Source organism: Cupriavidus sp. OV096, from assembly GCF_900115455.1.
Taxonomy (GTDB): Bacteria; Pseudomonadota; Gammaproteobacteria; order Burkholderiales; family Burkholderiaceae; genus Cupriavidus.
The window spans coordinates 525,611-547,055 of the sequence record NZ_FOWM01000002.1 but is presented as its reverse complement, the minus strand read 5'-3'; the positions used below and the strand labels follow the sequence as shown (position 1 = coordinate 547,055).

Genomic DNA, 21,445 nt, shown 5'->3' with positions numbered 1-21,445 from the left:
CTTACCAGTAGCCCGCCCAGGCCAGCGCCTGCACCAGCACGATGCCGGCCAGGAAGCCGCCGATCAGCATCAGCGCCGTGGACAGCCGACGGTTGGTGCGCCGCTGCTCCACCACGAGCTGCGCCAGCAACCGCTCCTGCTCGCCATTGTTCTGCAGCGCGCGGCGTTCCAGGAACTGGTGCGCCAGGCGCGGGAAGTCAGGCAGCATCTTGGCCCACTGCGGCGCCTCCACCTTTACCCGCTCCCAGGCGCCCTGCCAGCCCACCTGCTCGTACATCCACTTTTCGAGGAACGGCTTGGCGGTCTTCCAGAGGTCGAGTTCCGGGTCGAGCTGCCGGCCCAGCCCCTCGATATTGAGCAGCGTCTTCTGCAGCAGCACCAGCTGCGGCTGGATCTCGACGTTGAACCGCCGCGAGGTCTGGAACAGCCGCATCAGCACCATGCCGAGCGAGATCTCGCGCAGCGGTTTGTCGAAGTACGGCTCGCAGCAGGCGCGCACGGCGGACTCCAGCTCCTCCACGCGCGTCTCGGCCGGCACCCAGCCCGATTCCACGTGCAGCAGCGCCACACGGTGGTAGTCGCGTCGGAAAAATGCGATGAAGTTCTGCGCGAGGTAGTTCTTGTCGAACTCGGACAGCGCGCCGACGATGCCGAAGTCCAGCGCGATATAGCGCCCGAACGTCTCCGGCTGCACCGAGACGAGGATGTTGCCGGGGTGCATGTCGGCGTGGAAGAAGCCGTCGCGGAACACCTGCGTGAAGAAGATCTCCACGCCCTCCTCGGCCAGCTGGTGCATGTCCACGCCAGCCGCCTTCAGCGACTCCATGCGCGAGATCGGGATGCCGTGCATCCGCTCCATCACGAACACGTTGCTGGTGCACCAGTCCCAGAACACTTCCGGCACCAGCAGCAGCCCGCTCTCGATGAAGTTGCGGCGCAACTGGCTGGCGTTGGCGGCCTCGATCATCAGGTCGAGTTCGTCGTGCAGGTACTTGTCGAACTCGGCCACCACCTCGCGCGGCTTGAGCCGGCGGCCATCCACCCAGACGCGCTCGAGCCAGGTCGCCATGTCGCGCATCAGGGCCAGGTCGCTGTCGATCACGGGCAGCATGCCGGGCCGCAGCACCTTCACCGCCACCTCACGCCCATGGTTCGGGCCGCCGCGCAGCGTGGCGAAGTGCACCTGCGCGATGGACGCGCTGGCCACCGGCGTGTGCTCGAAATTCTCGAACAAGTCCGAAAGCGGCCGGCCGAGCGACTTCTCGATGATCTTGACGGCCAACACCGGGTCGAACGGCGGCACCTGGTCCTGGAGCATCGCCAGTTCGTCGGCGATGTCGGGCGGCATCAGGTCGCGGCGGGTGGACAACACCTGGCCGAACTTGACGAAGATCGGCCCGAGCGTGGTCAGCGCCATCCGCAGGCGCACGCCGCGCGGCTGCTCGAGCTTGCGGCCGATGGTGATGACCTTCACCAGCAGCTTGATGCGCCGGCTCTTGAAGCCGGACAGCACGAGTTCATCGAGCCCGTAATACAGGATGACAAAGACGATCTTGCAGAGACGCAGAAGGCGGGTCATGCGGGTTCTTTACGGTGCGGAGGCACGCCGCGCGCGCAGGCGGCGGCGCAGGCAAAAGGGAGGGAGGACGACGGCCGGGCCATCAACGGTGGGCGGACGGCAGCTTGCCCGGCGCGGCCGGCTGGCGTTCCAGCCGTTCCAGCCGCTTTTCCAGCCGTTCGAGGTCGTCGCGCAGCCGCGCCACGTCATCGGCAAAGCCGTCCAGCGCCGCGTGGCGTACGAGGGTCGGTTGTTCGTCGAGTAGGTATTCCGTCACATTGTCGAGCAGGGCGCGGCCCACGCGGGTGGCGTTGTCGTGGACCTGGCGTGCGCCATCGACCACGCGCTGCGCCACGCTGTCACTGACCGGGCCGCCCATCACGCCGCGCAGCGCGCGCGACAAGTCTTCGGCGGCGTCCCAGCGCAGGCTGCGGGCCAGCGTGGACACGGCGTTGGCCAGTTCCGCGTCGCCTTCGATCCGCACATGGCGCATCGCGGCGGCCTGCCCGCCCTCGGCCACGTCGGCCACCACCAGCGGCCATTGCTGCAACGGCACCAGCAAGGTCACGGCCGGCGCCTCGGCCACCGTGGCCTGCTCGATGCAGCCGTGTTCGGTCACCTTCAGCGCTAGCGCAAAGGCGGCGGCATCGAAGCGGATCACGCGGCCGGCAAAGGGCGACAGCAGCGCGCAGGCCCACGGCTCCTGTTCGATCAGGTGATTGAGGGCGGCAACGATCGGCGCGGCCAGCGGGGAAGGCAAGGCGTTCATGGCGAGCGGTTTGCGGTAGTCGGGCAACAAAAAAGGCCCACGCACGCGTGGGCCTCCATTCTAAGCTACTCGCCCGCCGCATCCGTGGAAGCGGCGGGGAGATTACGCTCAGGACTCCTGCTGAATGCCGGCCAGCAGCCAGCCACCGTTGCCGGCGGTGGCCTTGGCCAGGTTCCAGACCTCGGCGAACGGCTGGGCCGGCTCGCCCGCGCGCTCGCGGATCATGCCGGCGAAACGCACGCTGGCAACGTGCTGCGTCGGGGTGTCCTCGATGCCCAGCAGTTGGGCATCCAGCGTCACGACGTCGGTCTTGTTGACCTCGGCGCCGCGCTCGGCCAGATCCATCTTGATCTCGGCGAACATTTCCGGCGTGGTGAACTCGCGGATGTCGTCGAGATTGCCGGCGTCCCACGCGGCCTGCAGGCGCACATAGTGAACCTTGGCATTGCGCAGGAAGGCTTCGGTGTCGAAGTCGGCCGGCACGCCCCACGGTTGCTGCGGTGCAGCAGCCACGGCGCCGGCGGCAGCGCCACCCATCACCGGGTTGGCCGCCGCGCCGCCGTAGGCGGCAGGTTGCGCGGGTTGCTCGGCCTGACGGAAGGTCGGCTCGGCAGTGCGCGACAGGTCGTTGCCACCGAAACCACCCTGGTTGCCCTGATTGCCCATGCCGGCGTAGGCCGGTTGCTGGCGGCGCGCTGCGCCTCCGCGGAACTTGCGGATCAGCCAGAAGGCCAGCAGCGCGATACCGCCGATCAGGATCAGATTCGACAGGAAGCTGGCAGCCGCACCGCCCAGACCGAAGTGCGAGAGCAGGTAGCCAAGACCCAGACCAGCCGCCAGGCCGCCGAGCATGCCGCCCCAGTTACGCTTGGGTGCAGCAGCCGCCGCACCGCCGGCCGTGCCAGCCGTGGCCGGTGCCGCCTGGTTGGGCTGTTGGGCCGGTTGCTGCGTCGGCGATTGCTGGGCCGGCGCCTGCTGGCGTTGCTGCGTCACGGAGGACGACTGCTTGCCAACACTGCGTGAGCCGCCCAGCCGCTTGGCATTGGCGTCCAGCGCGACCCCCAGCGCCAGCGTCGCGATCAGCGACGCGGCGAGGAATTTTCCACGAAAAGAAGACATTTTCTGCGATCCCCTGTCAGTTTCGGCCATCCAAGGCCGAACATGGCGAATTAGTACTTACGCCCGACGTGGAGCGCCACCACTCCGCCCGTCAGATTGTAGTATTCGACCTTCTCGAGCCCCGCATGTTCCATCAAGCGTACAAGTGAACCCTGGTCTGGATGCATTCTGATCGATTCTGCGAGATAGCGATAGCTCGGGGCATCCCCAGCCACCCGCTCGCCCAGCCACGGCAATACCTTGAACGAGTAAACATCGTAGGCCTTTTCCAGCGGCTTCCAGACTTTGGAGAATTCCAGGACCATGACCTTGCCGCCCGGCTTCACCACGCGGCGCATCTCGGCCAGCGCGCGGTCCTTGTGGGTCATGTTACGCAGCCCGAACGCCACCGTGACGAGGTCGAAGTAGTTGTCCGGAAAGGGAATCCGCTCGGCGTCGCACAGCGCCACCGGGGTCACCACGCCCTTGTCGAGCAGGCGGTCGCGGCCCACGCGCAGCATGGATTCGTTGATGTCTGTCAGCCAGACCTCGCCGGTCGGGCCGGCCCGCTTCGCGAAAGCCTTGGCCAGGTCGCCCGTGCCGCCGGCGATGTCGAGCACCTTCTGGCCCGGGCGCACATTGGCCTGGGCGATGGTGAACATCTTCCAAAGCCGGTGCATGCCGCCGGACATCAGGTCGTTCATCACGTCGTACTTGCTCGCGACCGAATGGAACACGCCAGCTACCTTGCCGGCCTTATCCGTTTCGTCGACTTTCTCGAACCCGAAGTGGGTCTCGCTCATGTCTGGTACTCCAGGTGCGGATATATATAGACGGGGATCAGTGGTGGTGGCCGCAGGCATGGCCGCCGCCGGCCACCATCGGCGCATCGCGGTCGACGCCGGCGGCTTCGAGCCGCTTCAGGTAGTCGTTCCACAGCGCTTCCTGCTGGTCGCCCAGGCGATACAGCAGCTCCCACGAGTAGATGCCGGTGTCGTGGCCGTCGTCGAAGCGGATCAGGATCGCGTAGTTGCCCACGGGCTCCACCGCCGCGATGCCCACCTCGCGCTTGCCGGTCTGGAGCGTTTCCTGGCCCGGGCCATGGCCCTGGACCTCGGCGGACGGCGAATAGACGCGCAGCAGCTCGAACGGCAGGCGCCACGCGCGGCCATTGTCGAAGCCGATTTCCAGCACGCGCGACTGCGTATGCACGGTCAGCGCGGTGGGATGGGGGGTGTCTTTCTCTAGGCCAGCCATAGTAGGGTCACGCGGGGAGCGCGTCCGATGTGTCTTGTACGACCCGATAGCTTACTCCACCCCCCATGCCTTGCCCATCCTGGGGTCCGGCACCGCTTTCGTCGCGCGCGCCGGTCGGCGCCACGGGGAGGTAGCGCAGCCGCCGGTCATGGAAGGCGGCCACGGTGCTGCGGTGGGCGATGCTGACGATGGTGGCGTCCGGCAGGCTATCGACCATCAGCTGGTACATGGCAGCCTCGGTTTCCTCGTCGAGCGCCGCCGTGGCCTCGTCCAGGAACAGGAAATCGGGCTTCTGGAGCAGCGCGCGGGCGAAGGCCAGCCGTTGCTGCTCGCCCGGCGACAGGCGCAGCGACCAGTTGTCGAACACATCGAGCTGGTTCGCCAGCATGGCCAGCCGGGCCTGGCGCAGCACCTGTTGCAGCGTCTCGCACGAGTGCGCCGTGCCGGCGTCCGGGTAGGCCAGCGCATCGGCCAGCGTGCCGATCGGCAGGTAGCTGCGCTGCGGCAGGAACAGCATGCGCTTGCCCGGCACCGCGATGCGGCCGTGGCCGTAAGGCCAGATCCCGGCCAGCGCGCGGAACAGCACGCTCTTGCCGCAGCCGGACGGCCCGCTGACCAGCCACCGCTCGCCCTGCCCGATGGACAGCGAGAACGGCGCCACCAGCGGCCGCTGGCGCGGGTGGGCCGGATGTTGCGGATCCACGCCCTCCTCGTCCGGGCTCTTGCCGCCGCGCACCGGCAGCGCCAGCGCGAGGCCGGTCAGGTCGATGCCGTCCTGGCCCTCTGCCACCACCACCTCGATGTCGCCCGGGCCCTCGTGCGTCAGGTCCTGGCGCTCGGCCACGCGGATGGCGTCCTGGAAGTCGATCAGACGGTTGGCGGCGGCCTTCCAGCCGACCAGCGTGGCGTAGCTGTCCACGAACCAGGACAGCGCGCCCTGCACCTGCCCGAAGGCGGAATTGATCTGCATCAGCCCGCCCAGCGTGAGCTTGCCGGAGAAATAGCGCGGCGCGGCCACCAGCAGCGGGAAGATGATCGCGAACTGGCCGTAGCCCGAGTTCACGAAGGTCAGCCGCCGGGTGTAGCGCATCAGCTGGTTCCAGTTCGCCCGGATCCGTTCGAAGCGGGCCCGCAGGCCGGCCTGCTCGGTCGGTTCGCCGCGGTACAGCGCCACCGGCTCGCTATTCTCGCGCAGGCGCACCAGCATGAAACGGAAGTTAGCTTCGTACTGCTCCTGCTGGAAGGACAGGCCGATCAGCGGCCGGCCCACGAAGTGGGCAATCAGCGAGCCGATCACCGCGTAGCCGGCGGCGAACCAGACCATGTAGCCGGGAATCGTCAGTTCGGTGCCGCCCAGCACGAAGCTGATCGGCCCCGACACCACCCAGAGGATGCCGATGAACGACACCAGCGTGACCACCGAGTTCAGCAGCCCCATGGAGAGCGTCAGCGCCCCGTCGGTGAACTGGCGCAGGTCGTCGGCCAGACGCTGGTCGGGGTTGTCGGTTGAATGGGTCTGTTCGATGCGGTAGTACGCCTGATGGCCGAGCCAGCGCTGCATGAAGACGCCGGTCATCCACGTCCGCCAGCGCATCTGCAACATCATCTGGTAGTACTGGCGCGAGATCGCCAGCACGATGAAACAGGCCGCGATCCACGAGAATCGCAGCAGCAGTTCCTTGAACGAGACGAAGTCGCGCTGTTCCAGGGCGTTGTAGAACACCCGGTTCCACTCGGTCAGCAGCACGTTGATATAGACGATGCCGAGATTGAGCGCGACGACCAGGAGCAGCAGCCCCAGCCCCGCCTTGCGGTCTTCGGATTTCCAGTAGGGCTTGATCAGGTCCCAGGTGGCCGCCAGGCGCAGCCGGCTCTGGATCTTGAGAGCCTCGGCCGGGACGGCCGGGCCGGGCACGGTGACGGACGACGGAGTGGAGGACATGGTGGCGCAGGTGTGGCCCGCCGCCGTTCCGGCCAGCGGGCGTGTTGTTGTTCGACGGAGGTCAGACGTCGCCGCCGCGTGGCGGGTTCCGTGCCGCCCTCCGGTCAGTCAGCCATGCTCGGTTGTTATCGCAGTCAGACAATCAGTCAGCGGACGGCATCACGGCCAGCGCGGTGCGCAGCGTCGGCAGCCGCAGGGCCAGCTCGCCGATGCGCGCCGGCTCCGCCGCGCGCTGGGGCGCCGCCCAGATCGCCTCCGGGAAATGCGTGTCCCAGCGGTAGCGCGGAATGATATGCCAGTGCAGGTGCGGCACCATGTTGCCGAACGCGGCCAGGTTGACCTTGTCCGGCGTCATCACCTCGCGCACGGTGCGCTCCACCCGGGCCACCAGCCGCATCAGCCAGGCCTGGTCGGCATCGTCCAGATCGGTCAGCTCGGCGGCGTGGTCGTTCCAGACGATGCGGCAGAAGCCGGGATGCCGGTCATGCTCGACGAGGATCACGCGCGCGCGATCCCCCATCCAGACCAGTTCGCCGCCATCGGCTTCGCACAGGGGGCAGTTGGGGAGTCGCGTCATGGTATCCGCCGGAGTCCGCTGGCTGCCTTACACCAGCACGCGCTCGATGCCGCCGGCGTTGGCGCGGGCCACGTACTCGGGCAGCCAGTTCTCGCCCAGCAGGTGCTTGGCCATCTCGATCACGATGTAGTCGGCCGTCACCGAGGCGTCCTCGTTGTAGCGCGACAGCCCCTGCAGGCACGACGGGCAGCTGGTCAGGATCTTCACGTCGCCGGTGAAGCCGTCCGTGCGCAGCTTGTCGGCGCCCTTGCGCATTTCCTCTTCCTTGCGGAAGCGGACCTGCGTGGAGATGTCCGGGCGCGTCACGGCCAAAGTGCCGGATTCGCCACAGCAACGCTCGTTCTTCTCGATCTTGCCCGCACCGCTGCCGCCGTTCCCGCCCATCAGGTCATTGACCAGCTTGGTCGGGTCCATTGTCTTGATCGGGGTGTGGCAGGGGTCGTGGTACATGTAGCGCGTACCGGTCACGCCTTCCAGCTTCACGCCCTTCTCAAGCAGGTACTCGTGGATGTCGATGATGCGGCACCCCGGGAAGATCTTGTCGAATTCATACCCGGCGAGCTGGTCGTAACACGTGCCGCAGCTGACCACCACGGTCTTGATGTCGAGGTAGTTCAGCGTGTTGGCCACGCGGTGGAACAGCACGCGGTTGTCGCTGACCATCTTCTCGGCCTTGTCGTACTGGCCGTTGCCGCGCTGCGGATAGCCGCAGCACAGGTAGCCCGGCGGCAGCACGGTCTGCACGCCCACGTGCCACAGCATGGCCTGCGTGGCCAGCCCCACCTGCGAGAACAGCCGTTCCGAGCCGCAGCCCGGGAAGTAGAACACCGCCTCGCTCTCGGCCGTGGTCAGCTTCGGGTCGCGGATGATCGGCACGATCTCGTTGTCCTCGATGTCCAGCAGCGCGCGGGCCGTCTTCTTGGGCAGGTTGCCCGGCATCTTCTTGTTGATGAAGTGGATCACCTGCTGCTGCACCGGCGGCTTGCCGACCGTGGCCGGCGGGTGCTGGGTCTGCTTGCGGGCGAACTTCTTCAGCACCTCGTTGCCGAGCCGCTGGGCCTTGTAGCCGAGCCCGATCATTGCCGAGCGGGTCAGGTTGATGGTCTGCGGGTTGGTCGCGTTCAGGAAGAACATCGACGCCGCGGTACCCGGGTTGAACTTCTTCTGGCCCATCTTGCGCAGCAGGTTGCGCATGTTCATCGACACATCGCCGAAGTCGATCTTCACCGGGCACGGCGTCACGCACTTGTGGCAGACCGTGCAGTGGTCGGCCACGTCCGAGAACTCGTCCCAGTGCTTGATGGACACGCCCCGGCGCGTCTGTTCCTCGTACAGGAAGGCTTCGATCAGCAGCGAGGTCGCCAGGATCTTGTTGCGCGGGCTGTACAGCAGGTTGGCGCGCGGCACGTGGGTGGCGCACACCGGCTTGCACTTGCCGCAGCGCAGGCAGTCCTTCACGCTTTCGGCAATCGCGCCGATGTCGCTCTGCTGCATGATGATGGACTCGTGCCCCATCAGGCCGAACGACGGCGTGTACGCGTTGCGCAGGTCGGCGCCCGGCAGCAGCTTGCCCTTGTTGAAGCGGCCCTGCGGGTCCACGCGCTGCTTGTAGGCGCGGAACTCGCCGATCTCGTCCTCGGTCAGGAACTCCAGCTTGGTGATGCCGATGCCGTGCTCGCCCGAGATCACGCCGTCCAGCGAGCGCGCCAGCGCCATGATGCGGGCCACCGCGCGGTGGGCGTCCTGCAGCATGGCGTAGTCGTCCGAGTTCACCGGGAGGTTGGTGTGGACGTTGCCGTCGCCGGCGTGCATGTGCAGCGCCACGAACACGCGGCCGCGCAGCACCTGCTTGTGGATCTTCTGCGCCTCGTCCAGGATCGGCTTGAATTCGCCGCCGTTGAAGATCTTGCGCAGCTCGGCGCGGACCTCGCTCTTCCAGCTCACGCGGATGGTGCGGTCCTGCAGCAGGTGGAACACGTTCGCGTCCGGCTGCTGGTGCAGGCGCTCCTCGAACGCCGGGCCGAGCAGGCCCAGGCCGTGGCCGATCAGCGCGGCACGCGCGGTGGCCAGCGGCACGTCCAGGTGGTCCTGCAGGTAGCGCCAGCGCGCGCGCACCTCGCGCAGCAGCGTCAGCGCGTGTGCAACCCGGTCTTCCAGCAGTTCGGCGCTCGGAATCTCGTTCGCGTCGTCGCTGCGGCCCAGTGGCAGGTTGCCGCGCGCGAAGAACGCTTCCAGCTCGTCGGCCAGCTTGAGCTTGTTCTTGATCGACAGTTCGATGTTGATGCGCTCGATGCCGTCGGTGTACTCGCCCATCCGCGGCAGCGGAATCACCACGTCCTCGTTGATCTTGAAGGCGTTGGTGTGGCGGGCGATGGCGGCCGTGCGCGAGCGGTCGAGCCAGAACTTCTTGCGGGCCTCCGGGCTCACCGCGACGAAGCCTTCGCCGCTCTTGCCGTTGGCCATGCGGATCACTTCCGAGGTGGCGCGCGCCACGGCGTCCTCGTCGTCGCCGACGATGTCACCGATCAGCACCATCTTCGGGAAGGCGTTGCGGCGGCTCTTGGTGGCGTAGCCCACGGCGCGCAGGTAGCGCTCGTCCAGGTGCTCCAGGCCGGCCAGGATGGCGCCGCCTTCGCGCTTGGACTCGCCGTCCAGGTAATCCTTGATCTCGACGATGCTCGGAATCGCGTCGCGCGGCTGGCCGAAGAACTCCAGGCAGACCGTGCGCACGTGCTTGGGCATGCGGTGCAGGATCCAGCGCGCGCTGGTGATGATGCCGTCGCAGCCTTCCTTCTGCACGCCGGGCAGGCCGGCCAGGAACTTGTCCGTGACGTCCTTGCCCAGCCCTTCCTTGCGGAACTTGCGGCCCTCGATGGCCAGCGTCTCGGTGCGCAGCACCTTGTCGCCCGGCGCGCGGTTGCCGTCCGACCACTTCAGTTCGAAGGTGGCCACGGGCACGTCGTGAATCTTGCCGAGGTTGTGGTCCAGGCGCGTGATCTCGAGCCAGTTGCCCTCGGGATCGACCATGCGCCACCAGGCCAGGTTGTCGAGCGCGGTACCCCACAGCACGGCCTTCTTGCCGCCGGCGTTCATCGCCACATTGCCGCCGATGCACGAGGCATCGATCGAGGTCGGGTCCACCGCGAAGACGAGGCCGGCCTTGTCGGCCGCGTCCGCCACGCGGCGCGTGACCACGCCGGCGCCGGAGAAGATCGTCGCCACCTTGTGGTCCACGCCGGGCAGGTCGGTCTGCTCGACCAGGCCCAGCTCCTCGAGCTTCTCGGTGTTGATGACGGCCGAGAACGGCGTCAGCGGCACGGCGCCGCCGGTGTAGCCGGTGCCGCCCCCACGCGGGATGATGGTCAGGCCGAGTTCGAAGCAGCCCTTCACCAGGCCGGCGATCTCTTCCTCGCTGTCCGGAGTCAGCACGACGAACGGGTATTCCACGCGCCAGTCGGTGGCGTCGGTCACGTGCGAGACGCGCGACAGCCCGTCGAACTTGATGTTGTCTTTCTGCGTGACCTTGCCCAGCACGCGCTGCGCGCGCTTGCGCAGGTCGTAGGCGTCGGCGAATTCCTGCTTGAACGACTCGATGGCCTGCTTGGCGAAGGCCACCAGCTGCTCCACCCGGTGCGAGCGATCCTCGGCGGCCGGCTCGGCGTGCTCGGCACGGTCGGCGGCGCGGCGCTTCTCGATCTCGCTCAGGCGGTGATGCAGCGCGCTGACCAGCATCTGGCGGCGCTTGGGGTTCTCGAGCAGGTCGTCCTGGAGGTACGGGTTGCGCCGTACGACCCAGATGTCGCCGAGCACTTCGTACAGCATTCGCGCGGAGCGGCCAGTGCGGCGCTCACCACGCAGTTCATCCAGAATGCGCCAGGCTTCCTCGCCCAGCAGGCGGATAACGATCTCGCGGTCCGAAAAGGACGTGTAGTTATAGGGAATCTCGCGCAGGCGCGCGGGGGCGTCCTGTGCGGCGAGCTTGGCATCGAGCACGAGTGGGGCGTTCATGGCGGGACCGCTTCCTGCTGCGCACGGGGACAGTGCGCGATTGTCGTTCATTGAAGCGCGATTGTACTGCAACGGCCCGCTTCGCTGCACCGCAACAAGGCATAAGAGACGGTTCTGTCAGAACCATTGACGAATCGCTTCCCCCACGCCGTGCCAGAACGAGTCTGGAATCCACATCAGGCTGGCCGTCATCACAAGGTAGCGGAAGAACTTGCCGATCGCCATATAGCCGAGACTGGGCCAGAACGACAGGCGCAACCATCCCGCTAAAGTGCACAATGGATCACCTATAGCGGGCAGCCAGGACAGCAGCAACGTGGGCGGGCCCAGCCGGCGCATCCAGCGGAAGTATTTGGCGTCCAGCTTGGGCTTGTGTTTCTTCACCGGATGGCCGCGATGCTCGGCGTGCTCCCGCTCGTGCTGGATATGCTGGCGCCGCTGGCGGTAGCGCACCAGCGCCAGCTTGGCGGCGTAGCCGAGCCACCAGTCGATGGCCCCGCCGACCGTATTCCCAACCGTGGCCACGAGGATGGCCGGCCAGAACATGTCCGGGTTGAGCTTGATATAGCCGAACACGGCCGGCTCCGAGCCCAGCGGCAGCAGCGTGGCCGAGACCAGGCTGACCACGAAGATGGCCGGCAGGCCCACGCTGGGCAGGGCGACGGTTCCAAACAGCCAGTCGATGAACGCTTGCATGGTCCGGGGCAGATCGATGTGCGCCGGGCCGCCCCATGGTGGGGAACCCGCATGGCAGCACCGGGGGTTTTGTGATTAACTGTTAGAGCCGGTTCTGGCCGATCGTTCACGGCCGCGTCGCGGAATTCGCCACGCCAGGCATCTCCGGCAAGGCCGGGCCCCAGGCCCGGCAGCACCAATATCACGAAATAGCCGTAACAACCAAGCGGCAGTACCGCGTCGTGGCCCGTCCCGCGCAGTCGTTCGGGATTCTTGCGGCAGGCCATGCGCGTCCACCCCATATTGGAGACAAGCATGGCGATTCCGATCCGCCTGACGGTCAATGGCAAGCCCATTGACGCGCAGGTAGAACCCCACACCCTTCTGGTCCAGTTCCTGCGCGAAACCCTGCGCCTCACCGGCACGCATGTCGGCTGCGACACCGCCCAGTGCGGCGCCTGCACCGTCCACCTCGACGGCCGGGCGGTGAAGTCGTGCAACGTGCTGGCGCTCCAGGCGGACGGCGCCAAGGTCACCACCATCGAGGGCCTGGCGCCGGACGGACAACTCCATCCGATGCAGGAAGCGTTCCGCGAGTGCCACGGCCTGCAATGCGGCTTCTGCACGCCCGGCATGGTGATGGCCGCCACCGCGCTGCTGCGCGAGCGTCCCAACGCCGATGCCCAGACCATCCGCGAGCAGCTGGAAGGCAATATGTGCCGCTGCACCGGCTACCAGAACATCGTCCGCGCCGTGCAGCAGGGCCAATCGAGCATGCGCAGCGGCCAGGCCGTCGCCAGTGCGGAATAGGAGCCGACCATGAACGCACCCGAGAAGTTGATCGGCGCGCCGGTCCGCCGCAAGGAGGACTACCGCTTCCTGACCGGCAACGGCCAGTACACCGACGACGTGACCCTGCCGCGCCAGAGCTACGCCTGTTTCGTCCGCTCGCCGCACGCGCACGCGCGCATCCGCTCCATCGACAAGACCGAGGCCCTGGCCTCGCCCGGCGTGATTGCCGTGCTGACCGGCGAGGAGATGGCCGCCGACAAGGTGGGCGGCCTGCCCTGCGGCTGGCTGATCCACAGCATCGACGGCACGCCGATGAAAGAGCCACCCCACCCCGCGCTGGCGCACGGCAAGGCCCGCCACGTGGGCGACCAGGTGGCGCTGGTCATCGCCGAAACGCTCCAGCAGGCGCGTGACGCCGCCGAGATGGTCGATGTCGACTACGAGGAGTTGCCCGCCGTGGTCAGCCCGGCGGACGCCGCCGCAGCCGCCACGATGGTCCACGACGACGTGCCGGCCAACACCTGCTACACCTGGGGCCATGGCGACAAGGCCGCCACGGACGCCGCCTTCGGCAAGGCCGCGCACGTGACCACGCTCGATATCGTCAACAACCGGCTGATCCCGAACGCGATCGAGCCGCGCGCGGTCAACGCCAGCTACACGCGCCAGGACGACAGCTACACGGTCTACGTCTCGAACCAGAACCCGCACGTGGAGCGCCTGCTGATGGGCGCCTTCGTGCTCGGGCTGCCGGAGTCCCGCCTGCGCATCATCGCGCCGGACGTGGGCGGCGGCTTCGGCTCGAAGATCTTCCTCTATCCCGAGGACGTGGCGCTGACCTGGGCGTCGAAGAAGATCGGCCGGCCGGTGAAGTGGACCGCCGAGCGGTCCGAGTCCTTCCTGACTGACGCGCACGGCCGCGACCACGTGACCAAGGCCGAGCTGGCGCTCGACGCCGACGGCAAGTTCCTGGCCATGCGCGTGCACACGGTGGCGAACATGGGCGCCTACCTGTCCACCTTCGCCAGCAGCGTGCCGACCATCCTCTACGCCACGCTGCTGGCCGGCCAGTACGCCACGCCGGCGATCTACGCCGAGGTCAAGGCGGTGTTCACCAACACCTCGCCCGTCGATGCCTACCGGGGCGCCGGCCGCCCGGAGGCCACCTACGTCGTCGAGCGGCTGGTGGAAACCGCCGCGCGCGAGATGAACATCGCCCCCGCCACGCTGCGGCGCAAGAACTTCATCCACGACTTCCCCTACGCCACGCCGGTGGGCCTGACCTACGACACGGGCGACTACGAGCCCTGCCTGGCGCGTGCCGAGGAACTGGCCGACGTGGCCGGCTTCCCGGCCCGGCGCGAGGCCGCCAAGCAGCGCGGCAAGCTGCGCGGGCTGGGCTACTCCTGCTACATCGAGGCGTGCGGACTGGCGCCATCGAACATCGCCGGGGCACTCGGCGCGCGGGCGGGCCTGTTCGAAGTGGGCGAGATCCGCGTCCACCCCACCGGCACGGTCACCGTGTTCACCGGCTCCCACAGCCATGGGCAGGGCCACGAGACCACCTTCGCGCAGATCGTGGCGGACCGGCTCGGCATCGGGCTGGAGGCGGTGGAGATCGTCCATGGCGACACCGGCCGGGTGCCGTTCGGCATGGGCACCTACGGCTCGCGCTCGCTGGCGGTGGGCGGCTCGGCCATCATGAAGGCGCTGGACAAGATCGAGGCGAAAGCCAAGAAGATCGCCGCGCATCTGCTGGAGGCATCCGACGCCGACATCGAGTTCCAGGACGGCGTGTTCCGCGTGGCCGGCACCGATCGCACCAAGACCTTCGGCGAGGTGGCGCTGACCGCCTACGTGCCGCACAACTACCCGCTCGACAAGCTCGAACCGGGCCTGAACGAGAACGCGTTCTACGATCCGACCAACTTCACCTACCCGTCCGGCGCCTACGTCTGCGAGGTGGAGGTGGACCCCGACACCGGCGAGTCGCAGGTGGTCAAGTTCACCGCCGTGGATGACTTCGGCAACATCATCAATCCGATGATCGTGGAAGGCCAGGTGCATGGCGGCATCGGCCAGGGCCTGGGCCAGGCCATGCTGGAGCAGTGCGTGTACGACCCCGACAGCGGCCAGTTGCTGACCGGCTCCTACATGGACTACGCCATGCCGCGCGCGGCCGACCTGCCCGACTTCACCGTGGAGACCGCCAAGGGCACGCCATGCACGCACAACCCGCTCGGCGTGAAGGGCTGCGGGGAGGCCGGCGCCATCGGCTCGCCCCCGGCGTTCATCAACGCGCTGGTCGATGCGCTGGCACCGCTCGGCGTGCGCGACGTACAGATGCCAGCCACGCCGCACCGCGTGTGGCAGGCCATCCAGTCCGCACAATCCACATCGGCCTGAATCGGGAGAAAGACATCATGTACGCATTCCAGTTCGAACGCGCCACGGATGCCAAGGCCGCCGTGGCCAAGCTCCAGGCCGACGCCGACGCCAAGTTCCTGGGCGGCGGCCAGAGCCTGCTCGCGGCGATGAAGCTGCGGCTCGCGGCGCCCAGCATGCTGGTGGACGTGTCGCGCATCCCGGGCATGGCGGACATCCGCGTGGAGGGCGACGAGTTGGTGATCGGCGCCGCCGCGCGCCATGCCGACGTGGCCGCCCATGCGGAAGTCATGCGCCGCATCCCGGCGCTGGCGGCCATGGCCAATGGCATCGGCGACCGTCAGGTACGGGCGATGGGCACCATCGGCGGCTCGCTGGCCAACGACGACCCCGGCGCCGACTACCCCGCCGCCGTGCTCGGCCTCAACGCCACCGTGGTCACCGACCGGCGCAACATCGCCGCCGACAGCTTCTTCAAGGGGCTCTATGAAACGGCGCTCGCCCCCGACGAGCTGATCACGGCGGTCCGCTTCCCCACCCCGGACCAGGCCGCCTACATCAAGTTCCGCAACCCGGCCTCGCGCTTCGCGCTGGTCGGCGTGATGGTGGCGCGCACCGGCAAACTGGTGCGCGTGGCCATCACCGGCGCGGCAGACAGCGTTTACCGCGCCCCCGACCTGGAACAGGCCCTGACCGCCAGCTTCACTCCCGCCGCCGCCCGCGCGGTAAAGGTGGACGCCGCCCGGCTCAACACGGACCTGCACGCGTCAGCGGCATACCGCGCGCATCTGATTCCGGTGCTGACAGCAAGGGCGGTGGAGCAGGCGTAGAAGGGGTGATGCTAGGCTGTGGCCCCCCATCCATCCGGGATGGGGAGCCAACAGCCTGCCCTATCCGGCTATGGCAGGCGCCAGAAGTTGGCGCGGTCGGTCCGATAGGTCGCGGCGGCGCTGTTGAAGTAACACTTGTCGTAGCAGTGGGTGCCGTCCCATAAGGTGGCGTGTCCCTTGGCGTCCGTCCAGCCCGATATTTCGAACACCAGTAACCCTTGTTGTCCGGCCAACGCGCCGCCGTGGGAAGGCGGATGCGCAACCACTTCCGGCCGGCCCCATCGCACCTTGAGGTAGTCGAGCACCCTCTCGATGCGATAGAAGTACCAGCTGCCATCGGCGCCGGAGACGGTTTCCTTCTTGACAAATGGGATTCGTGCGCCAGTTTGGTTTAGGACATAACTGATGCGCACGGCGCAGGTGTTCTCCCAACGTTGCTTCGGATCCGGGTGAAGGATGTTGCGCTTCACCATACCGCCAATGACGTTCGCCACGCGCACAGAGGAATTGGAGGGATCGTAGATGCGATTGGCCGCAGCCCATGCCGCATGAAAGGAAGGTCTCGTCATCATGGCTCCTGTCGGTGGGTCTGGTTCGGCCTCGGGACGTGGCGCTTGACCTGATCCTGAAGCGCCCTGCTGTGATAGAGGTCCAGGCACTTCAACAGACGAAATTGCTGGCCCATGGAATGGGCCTTCAGCCGTGGATTGCGGTAGTCGCGTGCCAGGAACTGGTCGACGAGGGGCGGGATCGCATCAATACTTGATGCCATGTCGTAGTAGAGGGATGCGCTCAGTTCATCCGCCGTCTGGCCGGCGTCTGCCGATGCGGCTGCGTCGCCCTCGTATGCCCTGGCGATGCAGCGCGCCAGCACCATGTCCTTGTAATTCTGGCCGTACGTTCGACCCTGCGCGTCGGACGCGTGCGTGTCGGGCGCCTTGGCATTCGCGGTTAGGGCCCAGGCCGCGCACGAAGCCAGCATGAGCCAACGGATTCGAAGCATGAGTGTCTCCAGGAAGAGCGGTTGCAGTGCATGACATCACGCACCAGAGGCGCTTCTACCGCCTTCTTCTGCCCATGAAAATCGTAAATCGACTAAATTGAACCCATGCTCCCCGCCTCCATCGACGACACCGCCGCCCTGCTGCACCGCCAGCAGTATTTCGCCGACCGCGAGACGGCGACCGTGCTTTATCTCGCCCTGCGCATGCAGCGCCCGCTGTTCCTGGAGGGCGAGCCCGGCGTGGGCAAGACCGCGCTCGCGCAGGCCATGGCGGCGGCGCTCGGGACGCGGCTGCTGCGGCTGCAGTGCTACGAAGGGCTCGATGCCGCCAGCGCGCTTTACGAATGGGATTACCCGCGCCAGATCATGGCGCTGCGGCTGGCGGAGGCGCGTGGCGAGCGGCCCGAGCAGCAGTCGCTCTATCACGACGATTTCCTGCTCAAGCGCCCGCTGCTCGAAGCTTTGCTGCCCGACCCCGCTGCGCCGGGCGTGCCGCGCGTGCTGCTGATCGACGAGATCGACCGGGCCGACGAGCCGTTCGAAGCCTTCCTGCTCGAAGTGCTGTCCGAATACCAGGTGTCGATTCCGGAGATCGGCGTCGTGCGGGCCGAGCGGCCGCCGCTGATCGTGGTCACTTCCAACCGCACGCGCGAGGTGCACGACGCGCTCAAGCGGCGCTGCCTCTACCAGTGGATGGGCTACCCGGACCGCCAGCGCGAGCTGGAGATCGTGGCCGCCCGCGCGCCCGAGGCGGCCGCGGCGCTGCAGCATCAGGCGATCGACTTCGTCCATCGGTTGCGCGGCATCGACCTGTTCAAGGCGCCCGGCATCGCCGAGGCCATCGACTGGTGCCGCGCGCTGGCCGCGCTGGGCGTGACCGAACTGGACCCGCAGTCGGTACGCGACACGCTGGGCGTGCTGCTGAAATACCAGGACGACCTCGCCCGCGCCGATGGCCCCACGGTGGCCGAACTGCTCGCTGGCGCCCCGCCGGAGCGCTAGCGCCATGCTGCACCCCATGCCGCACCCCACCCCGGCCCTCCCCATGCTCGCGCGCAACGTCACGCATTTCATGCGGCTGCTGCGCGATGCCGGCTTCGGGCTGTCGCCGGCCCACGCCGTGGATGCACTCGACGCCCTGCGCCATATCGACATTGGCGCGCGCGGCGAGGTGCGTGCCGCGCTGGCCGCGCTGGTGCTGTCCGGCCCCGACCAGCGTCCACTGTTCGATGCCGCCTTCGACCTGTTCTGGCGCGACCCGGACTGGGAAGGCAAGATGCGCGCGATGTTGCTGCCGCGCGTCGATGCCGGCGCGCCGCCGCCCAAGCGCAGCAACCGGCTCGCCGATGCGCTTGCCGCGCGCCAGCCGCCGCCTCCGTCCCCCGGCCAGCCCGCCCGCGAGGAGCGCTTCACCGCCCCGCTGACGTTTTCCGATCAGGAGCGGCTGGCTCAGCGCGATTTCGAGACGCTGACCGCCGAGGAATGGCGCGCGCTCCAGCACCTCGTGCGTACGCGGCGTGCCCACCTGGCGCTCCAGCGTACGCGCCGGCTGCGCGCGGCGGCCTGCGGCACCCACGCCGACCTGCGCGCCAGCGCGCGGCTGGCCGTGCGCCAGCATGGCGAATGGCTGCGCTGGAAATACCGCAAGCACGCCGAGCGCAAGCCGCCTGTGGTGCTGCTGCTCGACATCTCGGGATCGATGAGCCAGTACTCGCGCGCGGTGCTGTACTTCTGCCACGCGCTGATGCAGTCGCGCGAGCGCATGCACGTGTTCCTGTTCGGCACCCGGCTGACCAACGTCACGCGGGCGCTGCACGAGCGCGATCCCGACGAAGCCGTCGACCTGATCACCGGCCAGGTGCGCGACTGGGCCGGCGGCACGCGCATCGGCGCGGCGCTGGCGCAGTTCAACCGCCAGTGGGCACGCCGCACGCTGTCCGGCCGCGCCACGGTGCTGCTGGTCAGCGACGGCATCGACCTCGAACACATCGACCTGCTCGACGCCGAGATGGCGCGCCTGCGCCGTTTTGCGCACCGCATCATCTGGCTCAATCCGCTGCTGCGCTACGCCGGCTTCTCGCCGCAGGCGCGCGGCATGCAGGCCATCCTGCCGCACGTGGACGCCCTGCGCCCCGCGCACAACCTCGACAGCCTGTTCGCGCTCGAATCCCTGCTCGCGGACGACGCGCGCCGGCCCTTCATCGCAACCCCCAAAGGAAGCCCCCCATGGAGATGACCCAGACCCAGCGCCTGCCCGTGCCCCGCGACGTGGCATGGGGGGCCTTGAACGACACGGACGTCCTCAAGCAATGTATTCCGGGATGTGAGAGCATCGAGCCCGATGGCGAAAACGCCTACCTGCTGGCGATGACCGCCGCGGTGGGGCCGGTCAAGGCGCGCTTCAAGGGCCGCATGGCGCTGACGGACATCCAGGCGCCGGAAAGCTATACGATCCAGTTCGACGGGCAAGGCGGCGCGGCCGGCTTCGGCAAGGGCACCGCCCGTGTTTCACTGGTGGATCAAGGCGACGAGACCGACCTGACCTATGTGGTGCACGCCCAGGTGGGCGGCAAGATCGCGCAGATCGGCTCGCGGCTGGTGGATGGCGCCGCGCGCAAGCTGGCCGAGGCCTTCTTTACGCGCTTCACCGAGGCGGTGAGCGGCGGCAAGGAAGCCGAAGGCCAGGACGTCAACGAGGAAGCCGACGCCGCGCAAGCGGACGGCGGCGATGAGCAACAAGGTAGCGAGAAGCGGAAACGATCATGGACAGCGTGGATCTCGAAGTCCTGAAGAGCAGCGTGCGGTGGCAACAGGAAGGCCACGGGGTATTGCTGGTGACGGTGGTGAGAACCTGGGGCTCGTCGCCCCGCCCCGAAGGCGCGATGCTGGCCGTGCGCGATGACGGCCTTGTGGTCGGTTCGGTCTCGGGCGGGTGCATCGAGGACGACATCATCGACCGCGTCCGGCGCGAGGGGATCCACGCCAGCCGCCCGGAGGCGATCAAGTACGGCATCAGCGCCGAGGAAGCCCACCGCTTCGGCCTGCCCTGCGGCGGCACCATCGAACTGGTGGCGGAGCCGCTCAAGGCCGCCAGCGGCATCGCCGACCTGCTCGATGCCGTGGAGAGCGGCCGGCTGGTCGCGCGGACACTCGACCTGGCCACCGGCGCCGCCACGCTCGGCCCCGCCCAGGCCACGGACGGCCTGGCGTTCGACGGTGACAAGCTGCTGACCATCCACGGGCCGCGCTACCGCATGCTGGTGATCGGCGCCGGGCAGTTGTCGAAATACCTGTGCCAGATCGCCGTGGGGCTGGGCTTCCATGTCACCGTCTGCGACCCGCGCGAGGAATACACCGAGACGTGGGACATCCCCGGCGTGGCGATGGTACGCACGATGCCCGACGACACCGTCATGGACATGAAGCTCGACGAGCGCAGCGCGGTAATCGCGCTCACGCACGATCCCAAGCTCGACGACCTGGCGCTGATGGAGGCGCTGCGCACGCCGGCCTTCTACGTGGGCGCGCTCGGCTCGCGCCGCAACAACCATGCGCGCCGCGAGCGCCTCAAGGAGTTCGACCTGACCGAACTCCAGTTGGCGCGGCTGCACGGCCCGGTCGGCATCTATATCGGCAGCCGCACGCCGCCCGAGATTGCCATCTCGATCCTGGCCGAGGTCATCGCCGCCAAGAACCACGTCTCGCTGCCGGACATCCTCCAGGTGGAAGGTGCCAAGGCCGCACGCGAGATCGCGGCGGGCGAGGCGGAATGTCCTGTGCTGCCCGCCACGGCCACGGCGACGGCCACGCAATCATGAAGAAGCCCGCACGCGCCCCGCTCACGCCGACCGACCTGCCGGTCGGCATCCTGCTCGCCGCTGGTTTCGGCAAGCGTTTCGATGCCACCGGCACGCGCAACAAGCTGCTGGAGGTACTGCCCGATGGCCGCACCGTGGCGTGGCGCAGCGCGCGCACGCTGGCGGCAGCCCTGCCGAACTCGATTGCGGTGGTGCGGCCCGGCAACGCGGCCCTGGCCGAGGAACTGCGGCGCGGCGGCTGCCGCGTGGTGGAAGCGCCCGATGCCGAGGCTGGCATGGGCGTGGCGCTGCGCGCCGGTGTGGCGGCGACTGCCGAGGCACGCGGCTGGGTGGTGGCGCTGGCGGACATGCCGTGGCTGCCAATGGAGTTGGTCCGCGCCGTGGCGCTGACCATCACCACGCCGGAAACCATCGCCGCACCGTGGCGCGACGGCAAGCGCGGCCACCCGGTCGGCTTCGGCGCCGCCTGGCGCGATGCCCTGCTGAAGCTGGACGGCGACGAAGGCGCCCGCGCCTTGCTGACCGACCAGCCGGTCACCCGCATCCTGACCGAGGACGACGGCCCGTTCCGGGACATCGACACACCGGGCGACCTGGCCCCGCGTTCGCGGTAGTAGCTACGCCTGCCCTCTCCCCCGCCCCTCTCCCAGAGGGAGAGGGGAGAACACCGTTGGTTTGCTCCCCTCGCCCGCTTGCGGGAGAGGGGCCGGGGGAGAGGGCCAGCGCCATGACG

At 67.9% G+C, this 21,445-nt stretch carries 19 protein-coding genes; 8 read left to right on the top strand and 11 right to left on the bottom strand.

All coding sequences use genetic code 11. The features are described 5' to 3' along the window. Position 1 precedes the first annotated feature (1 nt). From ubiB to BM115_RS06485, 9 genes are all read right to left on the bottom strand, one after another. Positions 2–1,579 (bottom strand): ubiquinone biosynthesis regulatory protein kinase UbiB, encoded by a 1,578-nt coding sequence (gene ubiB, locus BM115_RS06525; protein ID WP_092291817.1) that lies wholly within the window; start codon positions 1,577–1,579, stop codon positions 2–4. Positions 1,580–1,661: 82 nt separating this feature from the next. Beyond that, the gene (locus BM115_RS06520) at positions 1,662–2,327 is read right to left on the bottom strand and encodes a ubiquinone biosynthesis accessory factor UbiJ (RefSeq protein ID WP_092291815.1); all 666 of its coding nucleotides are present in this window, start codon (positions 2,325–2,327) and stop codon (positions 1,662–1,664) included. Between the two features lie 108 nt (positions 2,328–2,435). Next, positions 2,436–3,446, bottom strand: coding sequence for a Tim44 domain-containing protein (locus tag BM115_RS06515; protein WP_092291813.1), 1,011 nt, complete (start codon positions 3,444–3,446; stop codon positions 2,436–2,438). A 50-nt stretch (positions 3,447–3,496) separates the two neighbouring features. After that, positions 3,497–4,228, bottom strand: coding sequence for a bifunctional demethylmenaquinone methyltransferase/2-methoxy-6-polyprenyl-1,4-benzoquinol methylase UbiE (gene ubiE, locus BM115_RS06510; RefSeq protein ID WP_092291810.1), 732 nt, complete (start codon positions 4,226–4,228; stop codon positions 3,497–3,499). A 37-nt stretch (positions 4,229–4,265) separates the two neighbouring features. Then, entirely contained in the window at positions 4,266–4,682 is a 417-nt protein-coding gene (locus BM115_RS06505) for a gamma-butyrobetaine hydroxylase family protein (protein WP_092291808.1), read from the bottom strand. 7 nt (positions 4,683–4,689) lie between these two features. After that, positions 4,690–6,624 (bottom strand): ABC transporter ATP-binding protein/permease, encoded by a 1,935-nt coding sequence (locus BM115_RS06500; protein WP_092291806.1) that lies wholly within the window; start codon positions 6,622–6,624, stop codon positions 4,690–4,692. A 142-nt stretch (positions 6,625–6,766) separates the two neighbouring features. After that, a complete protein-coding gene (locus BM115_RS06495) occupies positions 6,767–7,201 on the bottom strand; it encodes an HIT family protein (RefSeq protein WP_092291804.1) in 435 nt (144 codons plus the stop codon). Positions 7,202–7,228: 27 nt separating this feature from the next. After that, a complete protein-coding gene (locus BM115_RS06490) occupies positions 7,229–11,209 on the bottom strand; it encodes a DUF3683 domain-containing protein (RefSeq protein WP_092291802.1) in 3,981 nt (1,326 codons plus the stop codon). A gap of 117 nt (positions 11,210–11,326) precedes the next feature. After that, positions 11,327–11,905 carry a YqaA family protein gene (locus tag BM115_RS06485; protein ID WP_092291800.1) on the bottom strand — a complete coding sequence of 193 codons (579 nt, stop codon included), beginning with the start codon at positions 11,903–11,905 and terminating at the stop codon, positions 11,327–11,329. Between the two features lie 294 nt (positions 11,906–12,199). On the opposite strand from BM115_RS06485, the gene BM115_RS06480 reads away from it, so the two are divergent. The 3 genes from BM115_RS06480 to BM115_RS06470 are packed head-to-tail and all read left to right on the top strand — an operon-like array spanning position 12,200 to position 15,891. After that, positions 12,200–12,694, top strand: coding sequence for a (2Fe-2S)-binding protein (locus BM115_RS06480; protein ID WP_092291798.1), 495 nt, complete (start codon positions 12,200–12,202; stop codon positions 12,692–12,694). 9 nt (positions 12,695–12,703) lie between these two features. Continuing rightward, positions 12,704–15,082, top strand: a complete 2,379-nt coding sequence (locus tag BM115_RS06475) for a xanthine dehydrogenase family protein molybdopterin-binding subunit (RefSeq protein WP_092291796.1) — start codon at positions 12,704–12,706, stop codon at positions 15,080–15,082. A gap of 17 nt (positions 15,083–15,099) precedes the next feature. Then, on the top strand, positions 15,100–15,891 hold the full coding sequence (locus tag BM115_RS06470; protein ID WP_092291794.1) for an FAD binding domain-containing protein: 792 nt from the start codon (positions 15,100–15,102) through the stop codon (positions 15,889–15,891). A 68-nt stretch (positions 15,892–15,959) separates the two neighbouring features. On the opposite strand, the gene BM115_RS06465 is transcribed toward BM115_RS06470, so the two are convergent. Both BM115_RS06465 and BM115_RS06460 read right to left on the bottom strand, forming a co-directional pair. After that, complete coding sequence (locus BM115_RS06465) at positions 15,960–16,463, bottom strand: type VI secretion system amidase effector protein Tae4 (protein WP_255370712.1); 504 nt, start codon at positions 16,461–16,463, stop codon at positions 15,960–15,962. Then, positions 16,460–16,894, bottom strand: coding sequence for a T6SS amidase immunity protein Tai4 family protein (locus tag BM115_RS06460; RefSeq protein WP_218158019.1), 435 nt, complete (start codon positions 16,892–16,894; stop codon positions 16,460–16,462). The genes BM115_RS06465 and BM115_RS06460 overlap by 4 nt, the downstream gene beginning before the upstream one ends. Positions 16,895–16,999: 105 nt before the next feature. On the opposite strand from BM115_RS06460, the gene BM115_RS06455 reads away from it, so the two are divergent. From BM115_RS06455 to BM115_RS06435, 5 genes are read left to right on the top strand one after another with little or no spacing between them, the layout of a single operon-like run. Further along, positions 17,000–17,896 (top strand): AAA family ATPase, encoded by an 897-nt coding sequence (locus tag BM115_RS06455; protein WP_092291789.1) that lies wholly within the window; start codon positions 17,000–17,002, stop codon positions 17,894–17,896. A 4-nt stretch (positions 17,897–17,900) separates the two neighbouring features. Further along, positions 17,901–19,130: a vWA domain-containing protein gene (locus BM115_RS06450; protein ID WP_092291787.1), complete on the top strand. Its 1,230-nt coding sequence runs from the start codon at positions 17,901–17,903 to the stop codon at positions 19,128–19,130. Then, complete coding sequence (locus tag BM115_RS06445; protein WP_092291785.1) at positions 19,121–19,684, top strand: CoxG family protein; 564 nt, start codon at positions 19,121–19,123, stop codon at positions 19,682–19,684. The genes BM115_RS06450 and BM115_RS06445 overlap by 10 nt, the downstream gene beginning before the upstream one ends. Continuing rightward, a complete protein-coding gene (locus BM115_RS06440) occupies positions 19,657–20,712 on the top strand; it encodes an XdhC family protein (RefSeq protein WP_092291783.1) in 1,056 nt (351 codons plus the stop codon). The genes BM115_RS06445 and BM115_RS06440 overlap by 28 nt, the downstream gene beginning before the upstream one ends. Then, entirely contained in the window at positions 20,709–21,326 is a 618-nt protein-coding gene (locus BM115_RS06435) for a nucleotidyltransferase family protein (protein ID WP_092291781.1), read from the top strand. Before BM115_RS06440 ends, BM115_RS06435 begins: the two co-directional genes overlap by 4 nt. Positions 21,327–21,445: the final 119 nt, after the last annotated feature.

Bases quoted from the DNA above. Each gene is read 5' to 3' on its own strand.
- BM115_RS06520 (WP_092291815.1), bottom strand. From the start codon at position 2,327: ATGAACGCCTTGCCTTCCCCGCTGGCCGCGCCGATCGTTGCCGCCCTC.
- ubiE (WP_092291810.1), bottom strand. From the start codon at position 4,228: ATGAGCGAGACCCACTTCGGGTTCGAGAAAGTCGACGAAACGGATAAG.
- BM115_RS06435 (WP_092291781.1), top strand. From the start codon at position 20,709: ATGAAGAAGCCCGCACGCGCCCCGCTCACGCCGACCGACCTGCCGGTC.
- BM115_RS06465 (WP_255370712.1), bottom strand. From the start codon at position 16,463: ATGATGACGAGACCTTCCTTTCATGCGGCATGGGCTGCGGCCAATCGC.
- BM115_RS06500 (WP_092291806.1), bottom strand. From the start codon at position 6,624: ATGTCCTCCACTCCGTCGTCCGTCACCGTGCCCGGCCCGGCCGTCCCG.
- BM115_RS06475 (WP_092291796.1), top strand. From the start codon at position 12,704: ATGAACGCACCCGAGAAGTTGATCGGCGCGCCGGTCCGCCGCAAGGAG.
- BM115_RS06515 (WP_092291813.1), bottom strand. From the start codon at position 3,446: ATGTCTTCTTTTCGTGGAAAATTCCTCGCCGCGTCGCTGATCGCGACG.
- BM115_RS06460 (WP_218158019.1), bottom strand. From the start codon at position 16,894: ATGCTTCGAATCCGTTGGCTCATGCTGGCTTCGTGCGCGGCCTGGGCC.
- BM115_RS06480 (WP_092291798.1), top strand. From the start codon at position 12,200: ATGGCGATTCCGATCCGCCTGACGGTCAATGGCAAGCCCATTGACGCG.
- BM115_RS06490 (WP_092291802.1), bottom strand. From the start codon at position 11,209: ATGAACGCCCCACTCGTGCTCGATGCCAAGCTCGCCGCACAGGACGCC.
- BM115_RS06450 (WP_092291787.1), top strand. From the start codon at position 17,901: ATGCTGCACCCCATGCCGCACCCCACCCCGGCCCTCCCCATGCTCGCG.
- ubiB (WP_092291817.1), bottom strand. From the start codon at position 1,579: ATGACCCGCCTTCTGCGTCTCTGCAAGATCGTCTTTGTCATCCTGTAT.
- BM115_RS06495 (WP_092291804.1), bottom strand. From the start codon at position 7,201: ATGACGCGACTCCCCAACTGCCCCCTGTGCGAAGCCGATGGCGGCGAA.
- BM115_RS06455 (WP_092291789.1), top strand. From the start codon at position 17,000: ATGCTCCCCGCCTCCATCGACGACACCGCCGCCCTGCTGCACCGCCAG.
- BM115_RS06440 (WP_092291783.1), top strand. From the start codon at position 19,657: ATGGACAGCGTGGATCTCGAAGTCCTGAAGAGCAGCGTGCGGTGGCAA.
- BM115_RS06505 (WP_092291808.1), bottom strand. From the start codon at position 4,682: ATGGCTGGCCTAGAGAAAGACACCCCCCATCCCACCGCGCTGACCGTG.
- BM115_RS06470 (WP_092291794.1), top strand. From the start codon at position 15,100: ATGTACGCATTCCAGTTCGAACGCGCCACGGATGCCAAGGCCGCCGTG.
- BM115_RS06445 (WP_092291785.1), top strand. From the start codon at position 19,121: ATGGAGATGACCCAGACCCAGCGCCTGCCCGTGCCCCGCGACGTGGCA.
- BM115_RS06485 (WP_092291800.1), bottom strand. From the start codon at position 11,905: ATGCAAGCGTTCATCGACTGGCTGTTTGGAACCGTCGCCCTGCCCAGC.